The sequence below is a fragment of the Bradyrhizobium sp. RD5-C2 genome, assembly GCF_019972155.1.
Taxonomy (GTDB): Bacteria; Pseudomonadota; Alphaproteobacteria; order Rhizobiales; family Xanthobacteraceae; genus Bradyrhizobium.
In genome coordinates this window covers 1-18,478 of record NZ_BOVL01000010.1, presented here as the reverse complement: position 1 = coordinate 18,478, position 18,478 = coordinate 1, and the positions used below count along the sequence as shown (strand labels likewise).

At 65.3% G+C, this 18,478-nt stretch carries 15 protein-coding genes; 7 read left to right on the top strand and 8 right to left on the bottom strand.

Annotated features, from left to right (window positions below):
• Positions 1 to 9 precede the first annotated feature (9 nt).
• Both BraRD5C2_RS10850 and BraRD5C2_RS10845 read right to left on the bottom strand, forming a co-directional pair.
• Positions 10 to 747 (bottom strand): hypothetical protein, encoded by a 738-nt coding sequence (locus BraRD5C2_RS10850; RefSeq protein WP_223968267.1) that lies wholly within the window; start codon positions 745 to 747, stop codon positions 10 to 12.
• Positions 747 to 1,316 carry a sigma-70 family RNA polymerase sigma factor gene (locus BraRD5C2_RS10845; protein WP_092125157.1) on the bottom strand — a complete coding sequence of 190 codons (570 nt, stop codon included), beginning with the start codon at positions 1,314 to 1,316 and terminating at the stop codon, positions 747 to 749. The genes BraRD5C2_RS10850 and BraRD5C2_RS10845 overlap by 1 nt, the downstream gene beginning before the upstream one ends.
• A gap of 418 nt (positions 1,317 to 1,734) precedes the next feature.
• Here BraRD5C2_RS10845 and BraRD5C2_RS10840 point away from each other — a divergent pair, with 418 nt between their 5' ends.
• Positions 1,735 to 2,883 (top strand): GGDEF domain-containing protein, encoded by a 1,149-nt coding sequence (locus BraRD5C2_RS10840; RefSeq protein ID WP_223968266.1) that lies wholly within the window; start codon positions 1,735 to 1,737, stop codon positions 2,881 to 2,883.
• 61 nt (positions 2,884 to 2,944) lie between these two features.
• The gene (locus BraRD5C2_RS10835) at positions 2,945 to 4,051 is read left to right on the top strand and encodes a DUF2336 domain-containing protein (protein ID WP_173641768.1); all 1,107 of its coding nucleotides are present in this window, start codon (positions 2,945 to 2,947) and stop codon (positions 4,049 to 4,051) included.
• Here BraRD5C2_RS10835 and BraRD5C2_RS10830 read toward each other — a convergent pair.
• Together BraRD5C2_RS10830 and BraRD5C2_RS10825 are read right to left on the bottom strand one after the other, a co-directional pair.
• Positions 4,048 to 4,686 (bottom strand): NrsF family protein, encoded by a 639-nt coding sequence (locus tag BraRD5C2_RS10830; protein ID WP_223968265.1) that lies wholly within the window; start codon positions 4,684 to 4,686, stop codon positions 4,048 to 4,050. The two genes, BraRD5C2_RS10835 and BraRD5C2_RS10830, sit on opposite strands and share 4 nt — an antisense overlap.
• A gap of 2 nt (positions 4,687 to 4,688) precedes the next feature.
• The gene (locus tag BraRD5C2_RS10825) at positions 4,689 to 5,234 is read right to left on the bottom strand and encodes a sigma-70 family RNA polymerase sigma factor (RefSeq protein ID WP_223968264.1); all 546 of its coding nucleotides are present in this window, start codon (positions 5,232 to 5,234) and stop codon (positions 4,689 to 4,691) included.
• A gap of 327 nt (positions 5,235 to 5,561) precedes the next feature.
• Here BraRD5C2_RS10825 and BraRD5C2_RS10820 point away from each other — a divergent pair, with 327 nt between their 5' ends.
• The gene (locus tag BraRD5C2_RS10820; RefSeq protein ID WP_223968263.1) at positions 5,562 to 6,245 is read left to right on the top strand and encodes a hypothetical protein; all 684 of its coding nucleotides are present in this window, start codon (positions 5,562 to 5,564) and stop codon (positions 6,243 to 6,245) included.
• Positions 6,246 to 6,369: 124 nt separating this feature from the next.
• Positions 6,370 to 7,149, top strand: coding sequence for an enoyl-CoA hydratase (locus BraRD5C2_RS10815; RefSeq protein WP_223968262.1), 780 nt, complete (start codon positions 6,370 to 6,372; stop codon positions 7,147 to 7,149).
• Here the strand turns inward: BraRD5C2_RS10815 and BraRD5C2_RS10810 are convergent.
• Complete coding sequence (locus tag BraRD5C2_RS10810) at positions 7,146 to 9,008, bottom strand: acetyl-CoA hydrolase/transferase C-terminal domain-containing protein (RefSeq protein ID WP_223968261.1); 1,863 nt, start codon at positions 9,006 to 9,008, stop codon at positions 7,146 to 7,148. The two genes, BraRD5C2_RS10815 and BraRD5C2_RS10810, sit on opposite strands and share 4 nt — an antisense overlap.
• 243 nt (positions 9,009 to 9,251) lie before the next feature.
• Here BraRD5C2_RS10810 and BraRD5C2_RS10805 point away from each other — a divergent pair, with 243 nt between their 5' ends.
• Positions 9,252 to 10,670: a TolC family outer membrane protein gene (locus BraRD5C2_RS10805; protein WP_223968260.1), complete on the top strand. Its 1,419-nt coding sequence runs from the start codon at positions 9,252 to 9,254 to the stop codon at positions 10,668 to 10,670.
• Between the two features lie 138 nt (positions 10,671 to 10,808).
• A complete protein-coding gene (locus BraRD5C2_RS10800) occupies positions 10,809 to 11,777 on the top strand; it encodes an amidohydrolase family protein (protein WP_223968259.1) in 969 nt (322 codons plus the stop codon).
• On the opposite strand, the gene BraRD5C2_RS10795 is transcribed toward BraRD5C2_RS10800, so the two are convergent.
• From BraRD5C2_RS10795 to BraRD5C2_RS10785, 3 genes are all read right to left on the bottom strand, one after another.
• Positions 11,770 to 14,904: an efflux RND transporter permease subunit gene (locus BraRD5C2_RS10795; protein ID WP_223968258.1), complete on the bottom strand. Its 3,135-nt coding sequence runs from the start codon at positions 14,902 to 14,904 to the stop codon at positions 11,770 to 11,772. The genes BraRD5C2_RS10800 and BraRD5C2_RS10795 overlap by 8 nt on opposite strands.
• 114 nt (positions 14,905 to 15,018) lie before the next feature.
• On the bottom strand, positions 15,019 to 16,266 hold the full coding sequence (locus BraRD5C2_RS10790; RefSeq protein WP_223968257.1) for an efflux RND transporter periplasmic adaptor subunit: 1,248 nt from the start codon (positions 16,264 to 16,266) through the stop codon (positions 15,019 to 15,021).
• A gap of 151 nt (positions 16,267 to 16,417) precedes the next feature.
• Positions 16,418 to 17,824, bottom strand: a complete 1,407-nt coding sequence (locus BraRD5C2_RS10785) for a CoA transferase (RefSeq protein ID WP_223968256.1) — start codon at positions 17,822 to 17,824, stop codon at positions 16,418 to 16,420.
• A gap of 207 nt (positions 17,825 to 18,031) precedes the next feature.
• Here BraRD5C2_RS10785 and BraRD5C2_RS10780 point away from each other — a divergent pair, with 207 nt between their 5' ends.
• Positions 18,032 to 18,319 carry a hypothetical protein gene (locus tag BraRD5C2_RS10780; protein WP_050626238.1) on the top strand — a complete coding sequence of 96 codons (288 nt, stop codon included), beginning with the start codon at positions 18,032 to 18,034 and terminating at the stop codon, positions 18,317 to 18,319.
• Positions 18,320 to 18,478: the final 159 nt, after the last annotated feature.

Below are 18,478 nucleotides of genomic sequence, written 5' to 3'. Positions count from 1 at the left end.
AGCCGCCGTTTACGGCGTCTCGACCGCGAGGCTGACGATCTTCTCTTTCTGCAAACGGGCAATCAGCGCCGCGACGCTATCCTTGTCCATCGCGCGGAACTGCAACCGAAACATCCCGGCCTTACCGTCGATGATCGAGCCCTGGAAGTTGTCCAGCAGCGACGTGATGTCGGCGACCCTGGCATCCGGCGTGAAGCGCACCAACAGCCGCGTCGGTGCCGCCGCCACGCTGGCGCCGAGGTTGCGGGTGATCGGCGCACTGGGTGCAACGGCCGCGCTCGGTGCGCTGCGTTGTTCGGCAGCATCAAGCGAGGCGGTCTGGAACGAGGCCGGCTCGCTGCGCATCAGCACCGCACCGATCACGCCCGCCTGCAGCAGCACCACGAGCGCACCGAGGCTGGACGACCAGGCCAGCGTCCGCGGCGACAATTTTGAAAAGAACTCCGAGACGGAGGCCGACACGCGCGCACCCGCCGACGGCTTGCGCTCTGGCTCGGCATCAATCGCGGCAAACAGCTTCTGCATGGCACGCGCCGACGGCGCACCGAGGCTCTCGTTGAGGCCGATCGTCTCGGCATATTCCTCGCGGATGACGGCATACTGCCTGGCCAGCTCCGGATCGGAAGCGAGCGCGTCCTCGACGCGGCGCGCGTCACGCGCGTTCAGCGTGCCGGCCGCGTGCCAGGGCAGCAGCATCTCGACATCGTCAGGATCCTGACCCTGCACTTTTTTGTTGCTCGCAGCCATCATGGCCAACCTCGCTCGACACCGGCTGCCTTCAGCAACTCGGCAAGTTTCTTGCGCGCATAGAACAGGCGCGTCTTCACGGTGTTCTCCGGAATCCCGACGATCTCTGCGACGTCTTCCACGGATTTCTCGTGATAGTAGACAAGATCGACAATTTCCCGGTGTTCCGCCGATAGTCCCGTCAGGCACTTACGCAGCGTGTCACCCGTGTCCTTCTTCTGCACCACCGTTTCCGGATCGTCGGACGTGTCCTCGATCGCGTTCGCGGCCTCATCGTCCAGTTCGGCGTCCTTCCTTCGCCGCAGCGAAGACAACGCCTTGAACCGGGTAATCGCCAGAAGCCAGGTCGAAACGGCGGATCGTCCCTCGAATTTGCCCGCCTGACGCCACACGTCCAGAAAGACCTCGCTAATGAGATCCTCCGCCACCTGTTCGTCCCGCACGAGCCGAAGCCCGAAGCGGTACACCCTGACATGATGCCGTCCGTACAGCACCTGCATGGCGAGCCGGTCGCCTTGAGCGATCCGAGCGATCAGAACCTCGTCTGAAGCCGCCTGTGTCGCACTCAATGGCCGTCTCGCAAAGTTGGTCTGAGGGGGGTGGTGCGTGGTTCGACGCGAGAGGCAAGATTCTTCACATTACGGCAATGTGCGCACCGCATGTGTGATCTATGACACAGTCGACGATTCCAATCAGGAAAAATCGCCGGGGACTCGGTAAGCGGTATCATAATAGTGAAAACTCTCGCGGACTCGCAGCATCCGGCGCGACCATACCAAGGCTTTGCCGGCAAGCCAGCGCTGTCGTAAAGCGAGCGCCGCCGCAAGCCCCCGCCCCGATCGCTCCGGCCACGGCTGGGCGAACGGATTCCCCTTACGAAACAAGGGTGATGACCGGGTTTCACCGGAGTAGATTCGGTTCCGAAAGATACCAAACCTAAAGGCTTTCCCACTTAGATTTTCGCCGGATTTCAGCAATGGCGAGACCATGGGCAGCGCTGCGTCGTCACTTCCCAGCCCGATCGCGGGTGCATCGGAAAGCGGCCGTCCAAGGCTGACGCGCGAGCGCCTGGCTCGCCGGGCCAAGCAGCGCCGCCAGATCCAGTCGATGATCGCCGCCTGCTTTGTGCTCGATGCCGTCGTGCTGCTGATCTACGCGCATGCCGGCACCACGTCGGTCCTGGTGGCGGCCGGCTACGCCCTGACCGGCCTCTCCCTCGTTGCCATCTATGTGGCGCTCTCAGAGCGCGGCTTTCACGAGCGCTTCCGCGACCACTATCTGGTCGCGCCGCAATCGGCCGTCAACATGGTGAACCTGCTGGTGTTCACCTACATCGCGCCGGAAGTCGGCGTGCTGTTCCTCTGCAACCTGTTCGTGGTGTTCGGCTTCGGTGCGCTGCGTACCTCGGCGCGGCAGACCGCGGTTGTCTGGACCATCATGGTGCTGGGCCTCGCCGCGCTGTTCCTCGGCACCGACAAAGCGATCGGGATGCCGACCGGCACACGGATCGACCGCCTCGCCACCATGCTGGTGTTCGCGCTGACGATCGGGCGCTGCATGTGTCTCGGCATCTTCTCGAGCTCGATGCAGCAATCGCTGTATCAGAGCGGGGTGAAGCTGAAGGAGGCCTACCGGCGCATCGAGGAGCTCGCCGAGCTCGACGAGTTGACCGGCACCTCCAACCGCCGCAGCATCATGCGCACGCTCGAGGAGGAGATCGCGCGCTGCGCCCGCAACGGCAGCTCCTGCGCGGTGGCGCTGATCGACCTCGACCATTTCAAGCGCATCAACGACGTCTACGGCCATCCGATCGGCGACGAGGCGTTGCGCACCTTCGCCATCGGCATGTTCGCCAATCTCCGCAGCATCGATCGCTTCGGCCGCTACGGCGGCGAGGAATTCCTGCTGGTGCTGCCCGACCTGTCGCAGGATCAGGCGATGCGCGCGCTCGAGCGGCTGCGCGCGATCATCGCCGGTCTCGACTGGAGCGCATTCTCGCCCGGCATGCAGGTGACGATCTCCGCGGGCGTCACGACGCTCAAGCCGCACGAAAACTCCGACACATTACTCGCCCGCGCCGATGGCGCGCTTTACGCAGCCAAGGCGCGAGGGCGCAACCGCATCGCCAGTGCCTAACACCCTTTCATTTCGCTATTCGGCGCCGGAGAATCCGTCGCCACTGCTCCAGGACAGAGTCATGAGTTCGAAGCCCGAGACCGCCCCCGAAAGTCTGCTCGACGAGCTGCAGACGACTCTCGCGCACGGCACCGTCGCACGCCGTGTCGAGACGCTGCGCCGCGTGACCGACCTCTTCATCAACGGATCGGTCAACTATTCGGACCAGCAGATCGTGCTGTTCGACGACGTTTTCCAATGCCTGCTCGAGCACATCGAAAATTCGGCCAAGGCGCTGCTCGCCAACCGCCTCGCCCCGATCGAGACCGCGCCGCCGCAGACCATCCGTACCCTTGCATTCGACGACCTGATCGAGGTCGCAGGCCCCGTGCTGACGCTGTCGCCGCGGCTCGACGACGACACCCTGATCGAGACCGCGCGGAGCAAGAGCCAGGCCCATCTGCTCGCGATCTCCAACCGCAAGACGCTGAGCGGCGCCGTCACCGACGTGCTGGTGCTGCGCGGCAATGACGAGGTGATCCAGAGCGCGGTCAACAATCCCGGTGCGGAATTCACCGAGCGCGGCTTCACCCGGCTGGTCAGCCGCGCCGAGGGCGACGACAATCTGTCGACCTGCGTCGGCCTGCGCCCCAACATCCCGCGGCATCTCTATCTCAAGCTGGTCGCCAAGGCCTCGGACACGGTCAGGCAACGGCTCGAGGCTGCCAATCCGCAGCAGGCCAAGGAGATTCCGATCGCAGTGAAGGAAGCGACGCGACGCGCGCGCTCGGCGCCCGCCGCCGTGACGCCGGACACCACGATCGCACATGCGCTGGTCAAATCGCTCTACCAGGACGGCCGGCTCGACGAATTCCAGCTCGCAGCCTTCGCCGAGGCCGGCAAGTTCGACGAGACCAATGCCTCGCTTGCCGCGCTCGCCAATGTCTCGGTCAGCATCGCCGAGAACATGATGATCGAAACCCGCGCCGAGGGCGTGATGATCCTGGCCAAGGTCTCGGGCCTGTCATGGTCGACGGTGCGGTCGATCATCAATCTGCGCGACGACATCTCGGGCGGTGAGCCGACCGATCTGCAGGCCTGCAAGGACACCTATGAGCGGCTGCGGCCGTCGACCGCACAGCAGGTGCTGCGCTTCCATCGCATGCAGCAGTCGGCGCCCGCGGCCTAGTATCGTAACGCCCTCGCTCCCATCAACGCACCGACGCTTGCGACGATCGCGGTCGCCAGCGTGTACCAGGTGGCAACGAACAGCGGCGAGTCATCGGTGCAGTGCGACGCATAGACGGTGGCCGCGAGCCCTGCCGAGAGCAGGCCTGCCACCGCGCCCGCGACCGCCGGCCGCGCCGGCGCGCCATGCCGCAGCCCGTACAGCGCGCCGACCAGCAGCGGCAGCGACATTGCGGGGATCGCGGTCATGCACGCCACCGAGTTCTTGCCGATCAGGCGCGTCATCATCGGCGTACGCTGCGGCATCATCATCTCGCCGCTGATCGCGGCAACGAGGATGCCGGCGGGAATCAGCAGCCACCAGCCGAAGCTGCGCAGCGAGGCTTCCGGCCGCGACAGATGCAGGCTGACCGCGATCGCCGAGGCGGCGAGCGCCAACGTCACCGCGAACTTCAGGTCGAAGAACGGATTATGCATCGCGGTCATCACGTCGGGCCGCACGCCGAGCTCGGCGAAGAAGATCAGCAGCGAGACCGGCGCCGCCGCCAGCAGCGCCAGCATCAGCGCTAGGCCGATCGGACGCGCGCGATAGGCATTGTCGGCGGTCAGGGTGCGAATGAGTTGATCCGTGTCCATGCTCATCGGTCCCGTAATTTCGCGGTCAGGCTCGCAAGCCCACGATGCAGCGCAACCCGTACCGCGCCCTCGGTCATCGCGAATTTCGCCGCGGTGTCCTTGATCGAGGTGCTGTCGACCGCGATCGATTGCAGCACGTCGCGCTGCCGCGCGGGCAACGCCTGCAACTGTGCGGTCACCTCGCCGGGCGACACCGTCGGCTCCGGTGTTTCTCCCGGCAGCGTCTCGGCGAAATCATCGATATTGACGAAGATGCGCCTGCCGCGGCGGCGCAGCGCGTCGATCAGCTTGTTGCGTGCGATCGCGAACAGCCACGGCGCGAACGGCGCACTGGTGTCCCAGGTCTGTCGCTTCAAATGCACCGCCAACAAGATGTCCTGCACGATGTCCTCGGACTGATCGACCGGTTGTCCCGCGCGCGCCAAGCCGCGTCGCGCCGCGGCACGGAGTACCGGCGTGATGGCCTTGAGCAGGCGATGATACGCCGCGTCATCGCCTGAAATGGCCGACCGCATCAGGTCAGTCCATTCATCCTCACGTTCGCGCACGCAGGCTCCTGAATTGCAATTCGGCCGATCTTTCAGTTTGTTACGCGGCACGCCAAGAACATCACGAATTCGTGATAATCGTCCCCAGGCAGGGCTGCGCCGAGGATCAGCCTCAAAGAATCGCTCCGGGGGGTTTGCAGACGGAAGGGCTCATAACACCGATCGGTCCGGCACGCATCGGTGCTGCTGGTGCCGGCGATCCACCGGGACGAAATTGCCCAGCTTTTGCCCTCTGATGCCCGAAGATTCCCTTTTTTTGCCCCGGTGTAGACACGCAGCGGGGTCTCATTTCGCGTTCGGGACGGGCGAAATGGGGAGATCATCAGAATGAAGATCAGAGCCAGCGGGCGCTTGGCCTTGATGGTTGCGACAGGGCTGACAGGGTTTTGTGTGTGTTTCGCCGGACCGTTGCCGGCGTATGCGGCCGGTTCGGATCCCGCCGCGGCGAAATCCGACAATGCTTCAACCGACAAGTCCGCGGACCAGAGTTCGCGGCATGGCCGACGCCATGCGCGCCACCAGTCTTCCAAGACGACTGACAAGACGGCCGACAAATCCGAGAGCAAGAAGGCCACGAACGGTGCCGGCAGCGTGACGTCGGCGGGCATGCCCGCTACGGTCGCCAATGCCAATGCGGAGCTGACGTCCGGCGACGGTAATGCGAGCACGGCGCCCGCCAGCGTCAATCCGGTGATGGCCGCCTCCGACAAGCCCGGCGACGCGCAATCCGACGGCAGCGTGGTCGCATCCGACCAGCTCAACGACCTCGACCGGGCCCTGCAGCAGGAGCAGCCGGCTGAACAACCGCAGCCGGTCCAACCGCAGACCGCCCAGCAGGAGGCGCCCCCGACGCAGCCGCCGCCTGTCGCCGTGGCGACATCCAAGCCGGCCCCGGTTCTGGCGAGTAGCGACAGTGCGAATTGGGACCAGACCTCGCTGATCGGGAAGATCTTCATCGGCTTCGGCGCCCTGCTCACGGTGGCCTCCGCAGCGCGTATGTTCATGGCCTAGGCCGAGGTCCTCGCGGCTTGCGGCGCGGTGCGCCGCACCGCGGCCCAAAGCCTCGCTTCAGCCACTTGAAGCGCATCCCGCCAGCGGGCACATTGCGCCGCAAATCAGGCACGGGGTTTGCGTCATGGCTACGTTCGAATTCATCATTGTCGAAAGCAAGGGACCGGTCGGCGTCATCACGCTGAACCGGCCCAAAATGCTGAATGCGCTGTCGTTCGGCGTGTTCCGCGAGATCGCCGCGGCGGTGGACGATCTCGAGGCCGACGACAAGATCGGCTGCATCCTGATCACCGGCAGCGAGAAGGCCTTCGCGGCCGGCGCCGACATCAAGGAGATGCAGCCGAAGGGCTTCATCGACATGTTCAACAGCGACTTCACCGCCATCGGCGGCGACCGTGTTGCCCGTTGCCGCAAGCCGACCATTGCGGCGGTCGCGGGCTATGCGCTCGGCGGCGGCTGCGAGCTTGCGATGATGTGCGACATCATCATCGCCGCCGACAACGCCAAGTTCGGCCAGCCGGAGATTACCCTCGGCACCATCCCGGGCATCGGCGGCACACAGCGGCTGACCCGCGCGATCGGCAAGTCGAAGGCGATGGACCTCTGCCTGACCGGACGCATGATGGATGCGGCGGAAGCCGAACGCTCGGGCCTCGTGTCGCGGATCGTTCCGGCCGACAAGCTGATGGAAGAAGCGCTCGCCGCGGCCGAGAAGATCGCCTCGATGTCGCGCCCGGCCACCGCGATGGCCAAGGAAGCCATCAACCGCGCTTTCGAGACGCCGCTCTCTGAAGGCATGAATGTCGAGCGTAACCTGTTCCACTCGACCTTCGCGCTCGAGGACCGCTCCGAGGGCATGGCGGCCTTCATCGAGAAGCGCAAGCCGGTCAACAAGAACCGCTAGTCCACGCGGCTCCGTTGCAACGCTGCGGTGACGAGCGCGCGATAGGCGCGCTCGGCGAAATGCGTCGGCTTGTCGAGACCGAGCCGCGCCAGGCATTCGCGATCGGCGGCGTCAGGCGGATGCCGCATCCCCTGCCACAGCAGGCCGGCGAGTTGCAGCGGGGTCTGCTGCGCCTGCTGCAAGATCTGCAAGGCCGGAATCAGCCGTTGCTCGACGTCGGTGAAGTCGCTGCCGAACGGGAATGACGGCAACAGCCCTGCGTCACGCGCGGGCTTCAGCGCCGTGCTGATGCGCTCGGGATAATTTTCGCGGTGAGCGGCCGGGATTTCATGGCTGCGCGGCAGCTTGCCGGCATCCTTGGCCTGTCGCATCAACTCGCCCTGGAAGCGCGAGTCCGACACCTGCAACATCGCGGCGATCACGTCGGCATCGGATTTCCCCCTGACGTCGGCGACGCCGTATTCGGTGACGAAGATATCGCGCAGGTGGCGCGGAATGGTCTCGTGACCGTAGGACCAGCGGATGTTCGACTGCGTCTGCTTGCCGGACGGATGGGTCGCCTCCAGCGCCAGCACCGAGCGCGCGCCCTCGAGCGCGAATGCCTGCGCCACGAAATTGTACTGGCCGCCGACGCCGCTCACGACCTGGCCATTCTCGAGCCCGTCGGAGATCGCAGCGCCGAGCAGCGTCGCCATCATCGCGTTGTTGACGAAGCGCGCATCGACGCGGGCGCGGCGCTTGCCGTCCTCGTCGCCGAAGATCTCGTTGGTGAAGGACACCGGCATCATCTGGATTCGCGCCAACTGCTCGCCCGTCATCTCGCGCAAGGCCCGATAGAAGGATTGCGGCCCCAGGAAGAATGCGCCGTGCAGGATCACGCCATCAACGTCGCGCTTGAGGATGCCGGCATCGATCAGCCCGAGGAAGGCCTCGAACAGCATCTCGCTGACGCCATAGAGGCCCTTCTCGAACGGCCCGGTCTCGGCCGCCGCAAGCTGTACGGTACCGGATGCAAGGCGCTGCATGATGCCGTGGAATCGGGCGTTGTCGCGGTGCCGCACCACGAGCCCCTGCGCCAGCGCATCGCCGACCTGCCCGATCCCGATCTGCAACGTGCCGCCGTCGCGGACCAGACCAGCGGCGTGCAATCCGATCGCATATTTGGTGTCGCTGATCGGCTCCGACGGCGGCGCGAACAGCGGGAAATCGGTGTCGGGACTGTCGAGCACCGCATCGAATTCATCCGCCGGCAGATCACCGGGCCCGGGCATGAACGGCAGTTCGGAATTGACCTGACCGATCAGCTTGAACGACGCCCGCCCCTGCGCACGGGCGCGCAGCACGTCGAGCGTCGTGTCGGTGTTGCAGCTCAGACTGTAGCGCGGCACGCCATCGACCACGCGCTTGGCGACGAGTTGGGGCACGACGTTCAGGCCGCGCGACAGCAGGTACGACGCCGCGTGGGTGTAATTGGCCGAGATGTAGTGCTGCTGGGCGAACGGCTGATGCAGCCACTGCCCCGCGAGGAAGAAGAACTCGATGACCTTGATGTTGGGTGGAAGCGCGCCGCGATGCAGCGCCTCCGCATAGGCGAGATCCGGATAACCGCCGAACAAGCGATCGATCACCGGGCCGATGAAGCGCTGTTCGAGCAGGCTCTTCGGTTTCGGCTTCTCCAGAGTCAGCGCCGAGAACAGCGTCAGATTGATCGAGCGGTCGGCGACCGCCCGCGCATACAGCGCGTTGACAATGTGGTTGGCCTTGCCGAGGCCGAGCGGCAGCCCCACCACAAGTTCGGTTCCGACGTCACGAACGATATGTTCCGCGATCGCCTCGGGGTCAGAGAAGAATTTAGGCATCTGCGATCAACCCGGGCAAGGCAGTGGATGACCGGCCGCGCTGAATCGGCGGCCGGCGGTTCGAACTTATACTTCATATGACAATTGCGCTCGCCTGTGACGAACCGGCAACAGACAACAACCGAAATGATGTGCAGATGTTGCGCGGCGGTTTGCCTGTGGCGGCGGCGCCCCGTAAACAGGTAGATGTGTCGAACGGCATCGGCGAGAGCGGACTGCCGGGGTTTTGGTTTGCGGGATCACATGGTTGGGCGTGCCGCTGATATTGGCGACGTAGCGAGGCGCGTGCTTTTTTCGGGCATCGGCCTTGGCGCGCTGGCCTGCGCGCTGCTGACGGACACCGCGGCCCGCGCCGAGAGCCTGCCGGAAGCCCTGGTCAAGGCGTATCAGACCAATCCGCAGCTCAATGCCGAACGGGCGCGCCAGCGCGCCACCGACGAGAACGTGCCGCAGGCGCTGGCTGGCTACCGCCCTCAGATCACCGCCGGCCTCTCGTTGGGCCTCCAGGCTGTGCGCGACCAGTTGCCCGGCAACGTGATCCAGGGCGCGACGCTGAAGCCCTGGCAGATCGGGGTCACCGTGACCCAGACCCTGTTCAACGGCTTCAAGACCGCCAACAGCGTCCGCGTCGCCGAATTGCAGGTGCAGTCCGGCCGCGAGGCCCTGCGCAATGTCGGCCAGGGCGTGTTGCTCGACGCCGTCACCGCCTATACCAACGTGCTCGCCAACCAGACCCTGGTCGAGGCGCAGCGCGCCAACGTCGCGTTCCTGAAGGAGACCCAGGCGATCACCCAGCGCCGCCTCAATGCCGGCGACGTCACGCCGACCGATACCGCGCAAGCCGAGGCCCGGCTCAACCGCGGCCTGTCCGATCTCAACGCCGCTGAGGTCAACTTCGCGATCAGCCAGGCGACCTATTCGCAGGTGGTCGGCAGCGCGCCGTCGCAATTGCGTCCGGCCGAGACCATCGACCGGCTGCTGCCGCGCAGCCGCGAGGATTCGATCGCGCTTGCGGTGCGCGAGCATCCGGCCGTGATGGCCGCGGGCTTCGACGTCGACGTCGCCTCGACCTCGATCCGCGTCGCCGAGAGCAGCCTGATGCCGAACGTCACCCTGCAAGGCAGCATCAGCCGCAGCCGCGACAGCGACCCCACGCTGGGTACTTTCGGGACCGACCAGGCCTCGGTGATCGGCCAGGTCACGCAGCCGATCTATGACGGCGGCACCGCGGCCTCGCAGACCCGGCAGGCCAAGGAAGTGGCGGCGCAGAGCCGCCTCGTGCTGGACCAGGTCCGCAACCAGGCCAAGACCGCCGTGGTCAGCGCCTGGGTCGCCAATGAGGGCGCCAAGATCGCGGTGTCGGCCTCCGAGTCCGAGGTGAAGGCCGCGGAGGTTGCGCTCGCCGGCGTGCAGAAGGAAGCCGCCGGCGGCCAGCGCACTACGGTCGACGTGCTCAACGCCCAGCAGGACCTGATCACGGCGCGCGCCCGGCTGATCGGCGCGCAGCGCGACCGCGTGATCGCCTGCTACACGCTGCTCAGCGCGACCGGGCGTCTCGACGTCAAGACGCTCAATCTCAAGACGCCCGACTATCTGCCCGAGGTGCACTACCATCAGGTGCGCGACGCCTGGCACGGCCTGCGCACGCCGTCTGGACAATAGTCTTTGGGGAACCGTTCGCACCGCGAACCGGCCCTTTCCGCCCGCTCTCTCCGCCGATAACCTCCACCCCCGCCGGCCATCAACAATGCCGGTGCGCGGAGTGCGCGCATAACAGCCGAGCACGCAGGGAGACGTCCAATGCTGACGCGACGCGGTATGATGCTGGCTTCCATCGCAGCGGGAGTGACCATGACCGGCAGCAACGCATTTTCCAAGGCATCGCAACCATCTACTCCGGTGAGCTTCGACATTCCTGCCGGTGCCTGCGACTGCCACACCCACATCCATGGCGACCCCGCGAAATTCCCGTTCTTCGCCGGCCGCGTCTACACGCCGGAACCGGCCTCGCCGGAGGAGATGAGCGCGCTGCACAAGGCGCTGCATGTCGAGCGCGTGGTGATCGTGACGCCGAGCGTCTACGGCCCCGACAATTCGTCGACGCTGTTCGGCATGACGGCGCGCGGTCCCACGGCGCGCGGCGTTGCCGTGATCGACGACAAGACCAGCGAGAGCGATCTCGACGCCATGCAGAAGGCCGGCTTCCGCGGCATCCGCCTCAACCTCGCGACCGGCGGCGTCAACGATCCCAATGTCGGCCGGCAGCGCTTCTCGGCCGCGATCGAGCGGATGAAAGCGCGTGGCTGGCACGTCCAGCTGTTCACCAGCCTCGCCATGATCTCCGCGATCAAGGACCTGGTCGCTGCAGCGCCGGTGCCCGTGGTGTTCGACCATTTCGGCGGCGCCGAGGCCGCGCTCGGCACGGGCCAGCCGGGATTTGACGACCTGCTCGCGCTGGTCAAATCCGGCAAGGCGTATGTCAAGATTTCCGGCGCCTACCGCGCCTCCAAGCTCGCGCCCGACTATGCCGACGCCGCGCCGCTGGCCCAAGCGCTGATCGCGGCCAATGCCGAGCGCATCGTCTGGGGCACCGACTGGCCGCACCCGGATTCGGTGACGCCGGCGGGCAAGCAAGTCACCGACGTCACGCCGCTGTACCAGATCGACGACGGCCGCCTCCTCAACCAGCTCCCGGTCTGGGCGCCGGACGCCGCGGTGCGCAAGACCATCCTGGTCGACAATCCGGCGCAGCTCTACGGCTTTACCTGACGCTGTCCTTCGGCCGGCGCGAAAAATAGGAGATCAGGACCGGCAGCGTGATCAGGATCACCAGCGGCGCCACCATCATGCCGGTGACGACGACGATCGCGAGCGGCTTCTGCACCTGCGAGCCGATGCCCTCCGACACCGCCGCCGGCAACAGGCCGATGCCGGCGACGACGCAGGTCATCAGCACCGGACGAAGCTGCAGCTCGCCGGTGCGGATCACCGCGCGCATCCGGTCATAGCCTTCGTCGATCAGCTGGTTGAACTGCGACAGGATGATGATGCCGTCCATCACCGCGATGCCGAACAGCGCGATGAAGCCGATCGCCGCCGACACGCTGAACGGAATGCCCGAGATCAGCAGCCCGAGCACGCCGCCGAAGATCGCCATCGGAATCACGCTCATCGCGAGCATGGTGTCGACCATCGAGCCGAAATTCAAGAACAGCAGCACCGCGATCAGCACGAGGCTGATCGGCACCACGACCGACAGCCGCTTGATCGCGTCCTGCAAATTGCCGAACTCGCCCACCCATTCGATACGCGAGCCGGGCGGCAACTGGACCTGCTCGTTGACCTTCTGCTGCGCTTCCAGGATCGCACTGCCGAGGTCGCGGTCACGCACCGAGAACTTGATCGGCAGATAGCGCTCCTGCTGCTCGCGATAGATGTAGGCGGCGCCGGAGATCAGCTTGATCGAGGCCACTTCAGAGAGCGGGATCTGCGTGACCCCGCCATTCGGATTCGTTGCCCCGATCCGCAGGTTCTGGATCGCCTCCGCGCTCTTGCGATATTCCGGCGCAAGACGGACGATGATCGGGAAGTGCCGGTCGCTGCCGGGTTCATAGAGATCGCCTGCGGTGTCGCCGCCGACGGCAACCTTGATCGTGGCGTTGATGTCGCCAGGCGACAGGCCGTAGCGCGCCGCCCGCGCCCGGTCGACGTCGATCTGGACGGTCGGCTGGCCGAGCGAGGTGAACACCGCGAGGTCGGTGACACCTTGCACTGTCGCCAACACCGATTTGATCTTGTTGGCGGTGTCGGTCAGCGCCTGCAAATCGTTGCCATAGAGCTTGATCGAGTTCTCGCCCTTCACGCCGGACACCGCCTCCGACACGTTGTCCTGCAGGTATTGCGAGAAGTTGAATTCGACGCCAGGGAACTTATCCTGCAACTGCGCGAGCAATTGCGCGGTGAGCACGTCCTTGTCATGCGTGCCCGGCCATTCGCCGGCCGGCTTCAGCGGCGCGAAGAATTCAGCATTGAAGAATCCGGCGGCGTCGGTGCCGTCGTCGGGACGGCCGTGCTGCGACACCACCGACACTACCTCGGGACGGCTGCTGATCAGCTTCCGCATCTCGTTGACATAGGCGTTGCCTTCCTGCAGCGAGATCGTCGGCGGCAGCGTGGCGCGGATCCACAGATTGCCCTCTTCCAGCTTGGGCAGGAATTCGAGGCCGAGGAACCGCACGCAGATGATCGTCGTGACAACGAGGCCGGCCGCACCGGCCATCACGATCTTGCGGTTGGCGATCGCCCAGTTCAGCGCCGGCAGGTAGATCGCATCGAGCTTCTTGACGATCCAGGTTTCGGTTTCGTGAATATGCGCGGGCAGGATGATCGCGCTCAGGGCCGGCGTGATCGTGAACGTCGCCAGCAATCCGCCCGCCAACGCATAGGCATAGGTTCGCGCCATCGGCCCGAAGATGTTGCCCTCGACACCACCCAGCGTGAACAGCGGCAGGAACGCGGCGACGATGATGGTCGCGGCGAAGAAGATCGAGCGCGATACGTCGGCCGCCGCCGACAGGATCGCATGGCTCTTCATGCCCATCACCGTGTCGTCGGAGATGTGCTCGCGCTCGGCTTCCGACAGTGCCGTGGTCTGCGATAATCTGCGGAAGATCGCCTCCACCATGATCACGGTGGCGTCGACGATCAGTCCGAAATCGATCGCGCCGACCGAGAGCAGATTGGCGGATTCGCCGCGCAGCACCAGGATGATCACGGCGAAGAACAGCGCGAACGGAATCGTCGCGCCGACGATCAGCGCGCTGCGCAGATCGCCGAGGAAGATCCACTGCAACAGCACGATCAGCAGGATGCCGACCACCATGTTGTGCAGCACGGTGTGGGTGGTGAGCTCGATCAGATCCTTGCGGTCGTAGATGCGCTCGATCTTGACGCCCGGCGGCAGGATCGAGGAACTGTTGATCTGGTTGACCAGTTGCTCGACGCGGGCAATGGTCGGCGAGCTTTGCTCGCCGCGGCGCATCAGCACGATGCCCTGCACGATGTCGTCGTCACTGTCGATGCCGGCGATGCCGAGCCGCGGCTTCTCGCCGATCGTCACAGTGCCGATGTCCCTGACCAGCACCGGATTGCCGCCTGATTGCGAGATCATGGTGTTGGCGAGATCGTCGATCGAACGGATCAGACCGACGCCGCGCACTACCGCCGATTGCGAGCCGATGTTCACGGTGTTGCCGCCGACATTGATGTTGGCGTTGGAAACCGCCTGCAGCACCTGCGGCAACGTCAGGCCGTTGGCGACCAGCTTGTTGAAGTCGACCTGAATCTCGTAGGTCTTGGTCTTGCCGCCCCAGCCGGTGACGTCGATCACGCCGGGCACTGCGCGGAAGCGCCGTTGCAGCACCCAGTCCTGCAACGTCTTGAGATCGAGCACGCTGTAGTTCGGCGGTCCCTTCAGCCGGTAGCGGAAGATTTCGCCGATCGGGCTTGTCGGGGAGATGCCGGGCTGCACGTTGCCTGGCAGCGGCGCGAGCTGCGACAGCCGATTGAGCACCTGCTGCAGCGCCTCGTCATAGGTGTAGTCGAAGGAGAACTGCAGCTTGACGTCGGAGAGACCGTACAGCGAGATGGTGCGGATGGTCTTGAGGTTCTTGATGCCGGCGACCTGGGTCTCGATCGGGATCGTGATATAGCGCTCGATCTCCTCGGCCGAGAGGCCCGGGCTCTGCGTCACGATGTCGACCATCGGCGGGGTCGGATCGGGATAGGCCTCGATGTTGAGCTGCTTGAACGCAAACAGGCCGCCGATGATGACGACGACGAACATGGCCACCATCAAGTAGCGGCGATTGACGGCAAGGGCGACGAGGCGATCCATTCAGATCGGCACTTTCAACGGAGAGGATTTTTCTTGGTGAGCATGGTCTCCGCGCAAACGCGTTTCGCGTTTGTCGCGAGGGAAAGCCGGTTCCCACTTTTCCGGATCATGCTGCTAGGTACCTGATGCGGCGCGGTCGATGAAGAGGCTTCCCTTCGTCACGATCTGCTCGCCCGGCTTGAGATTGCCGGCGACCTCGACGAGGTCGCCATTGATGAGGCCGGGCTTGATCTGGCGCAGCTCGATGGTCTTGTCGTCGGCCTTCGCGACCCAGACGCGAACCTGATCGCCCTCGTAGATCAGCGCCTGTTTCGGCACGCCGACCGCCGGGTGGTCGCCCTTCGAATACAGCGTCACATTGGCGAACATCTCGGGCTTCAGCCGATTGTCGGCGTTGTCGATGGTGGCGCGGACCAGAAGCCGGCGCGAGGTCGCATCGATCGCGGCGGCGACATAGTTGACGCGGGCGTTCAGCACCTTGCCCGGCAGCGCCATCACGCTGAAGCTGAGGTCCTGCCCGACCGCGACATTGTCGGCGTCGGATTCTCGGACGAAGGCGATCAGCCAGACCGTCGAGAGATCGCCGATCACATAGACCGGATCGCTGGCACCGGTCGAGACATACTGGCCGGGGCCGGCCTTGCGCTGGACCACGGTGCCGCCGATCGGCGCGAACACCGTCGTCTCCGGATTGAGGCGGCCCTTCTGCTGCAAGGTCGTGATGGCTTCGTCGCCGAAGCCGAGGATGTGCAGCTTGTTCTGCGCGGCTTCCAGCAGCGTCTGCGCCGAGCGCGCATCGTTCTGCGCCTGTACAAGCGCGGCCTGCGCAGTCTGATAATCCTTCAGCGGGATCGCCTTGCCCTCGGACAGGTCCTTGGCGCGCTTCTCCTGGATCTGGGCCAGGTCGAGCGCCGACTGGGCCTTGTTGAGGCCGGTCAGCGCGGCGACGTAATCGTTCTGCGCCTGCACGGTGTCGGCCGCTTCGATCACGAACAGCGGCTGCCCCTTCACCACCGTATCACCCGGCCGCACCATGAGACGGGTCACCCGCCCGGTATAGGGCGAGTAGACCGGGGTGGAGCGGTCCTCGTCGATCCCGATCTTGCCCTCAGTCACCAGTTCGGAGCGGAAGGTGTGCTCGGCCACGGTCTGGAAGGTCAGGCTGGCCCACTCGGCCGGCGACGGCGCATAGCGCGTGCCGCCCTTGCGGGACTGGCTGGAGACTTCCGACGGTGTCTGCTTGTCCGAGCCGAACCGCGTATAGCCATAGGCGCCCGCGCAGGCGACCACCAGCACCGCCGTGGCCACGAGCAGGCGCGGACGGCTAAAGCTCTGCATTCGCTTGATAAACTCTTTCAGCATGCGGTCCGCGGGGTCGATCGTTGCAGCTTCCGGCGGGACAGCCCCAGCGGCGCGCTAATAGTGCCGATTTGGCGTTTCAAACAACCTAAAAATCGCACTTCGGCGGTGCGGGTCGTTAAAGTTCGGATAGCCTGAACGGCGGCTGAATGTCTCATCCGGGAAACTCCGGGGCAGGAAACGCTGGAGGGTGGCTGCCGAGCGGCATCGCCGGACGGGACCAATGGGCCGGGGTCTTCGACAGCACGGCGGCGTGCCGGACCGAACTCAGCGTGCCGAAACCGGACGGAAGCCGCTCGATGAAGGGCTGCACCGCATCCGCCTTCAGGTCCTCGGTGGCAAGGCCCCCTTCGAGCCGGCCGAGATTCCACAGCCAGCGCCCGGTCTGCGCCAGCGATACCCGGACATGCCAGCTGCCGCCCTCGCGCGCCTGGCGGGCCTTGGCCATCATGGCGCCAAACGCCATGAAATATCCGGTGGCGTGGTCGAGCATCTGGGCCGGCAATTCCTTCGGCCCGTCGACGCCGGCGGCCTGCCCTTCGGCATGATTGAAGCCGGTCGTGGTCTGCACCAGCGAGTCGAAGCCGCGGCGCTCTGCCCACGGACCGGCATGGCCATAGGCCGAGAGTGTCACATAGACGCCCCCGGGATTGATGCGGGCCGCTTCCTCCGGCGAGAAGCCGAGCCGCGCAATCGCCTGCGGACGATAGCCCTGCGAGAGAATATCGGCCTGCGCGACGAGGCCGCGCATCACGGCCCGCCCCTGCTCGCTGCGCAGTTCGAGAAAGCTCGTCAACTTGCCGCGGCCGGTGTCGATGGTGAGCCAGGGGATAGCAGGCAGATCGGGACCGGAGATCAGCAGCACATCGGCGCCGTGGGCGGCGAGCGTGCGGCCGGCGACGGGACCCGCGATCACGCGCGACAAATCGAGCACCCGGATGCCGCCCAGCGGCCGCTCTCCCGCGGGCCACGGCTTTGGCACGGCCTCGCCGATCTTCTCGATCGAGATCAGCGGCAGTCTTGCAAGTTCTTCTGCATGCGGCGTCGCTGACCATTCGTCATACGAGCGCATCAAGGCGACGACGCCGCCGGCCGCATAGGCCGCGGTCTCGAACGCCTCGCCGTCCCATTGCAGCAGCGCGGCCTGGACATCGTCGCGCTCGGCGTTGCAGCCGAGCACCTTGCAGACGGCGTCGCGGTGATGCGGGAAATTGGTGTGCAGGCGGACGAAGCGGTTGTCGCGGACACGGTAGACGCCGGCGATCTTGTCCCAGGCCGGTGGCGGCGGCTTGTCGTCAACCCGCAGATAACGCTCGCTGCGGCATTCGACGACGGCATGGCGCATGTCGACCGCGACGTCCTGCGGCTCGCCGCTGCGGGCTTTCCAGATCTCGGCCGCCGCAAGGCCCGCCGCGGCAATCGGCACCTGCGCCGCCGCTGCGACCCGAAACGACGACGGCAATTGCGGCTCGCTGCCGGTCAGGGCGACCGCATCGAGCGCGGACGGCGCGCCACCGGTGCCGGTCCAGACATCGGAAAGGATTTCACGGATGTCCTGCATGCGCATTCCTGTTTGCGATTATTCTATGCCCGAGCATGATGACAAAATGGCAATGCCCGGTCCCAACCCGTATTTGGCATCATCTTCCCGGAAAGCGGCTTCACGCTTTTCCGGACCATGCCTTATTTGGGCATGATCTTTTCGAAAAACGGTTTCACACTTTCCCGGACCATGCCTTAGCTCTGCCCGACCCGAACAGGAGTTGCAATGGCTGCCATTGATCCCCTCACCGCCGGCGGTGTCTTCCTCGCGACCGCGGCCACCGACGCGGTCTATGTCATGTTCACCTCGGCAGTCGTCGCGCGCAAGCGCGTGCCGGCCGCGACCTGGAGCAGCGTCTGGTACGTGCTCTCCTCCTATGCGGTGATCAGCTACACCGAGAACTGGCTCTATGTCGCCTTCGCAGCGGCCGGCTCGTGGGTCGGTGCCTATGCGTCGATCACCTTCCTGCACCGCCCGCCGGGCGGACCGCCGGTGGGCGCCGCGGTGGAATAGTATGCAGCTGCGCAAGGATTGAACAATCGCTGGGGCCGGCGACGAGGAGTACTGCGCGCGAGACTATCTCCCATCGTCGTCCCGGCGAAGGCCGGCAACTGTTATGTTGGTTTGGTTTGCAGGTACGGCTTTCGGTCTCGCATGATGGCATTGAGGACC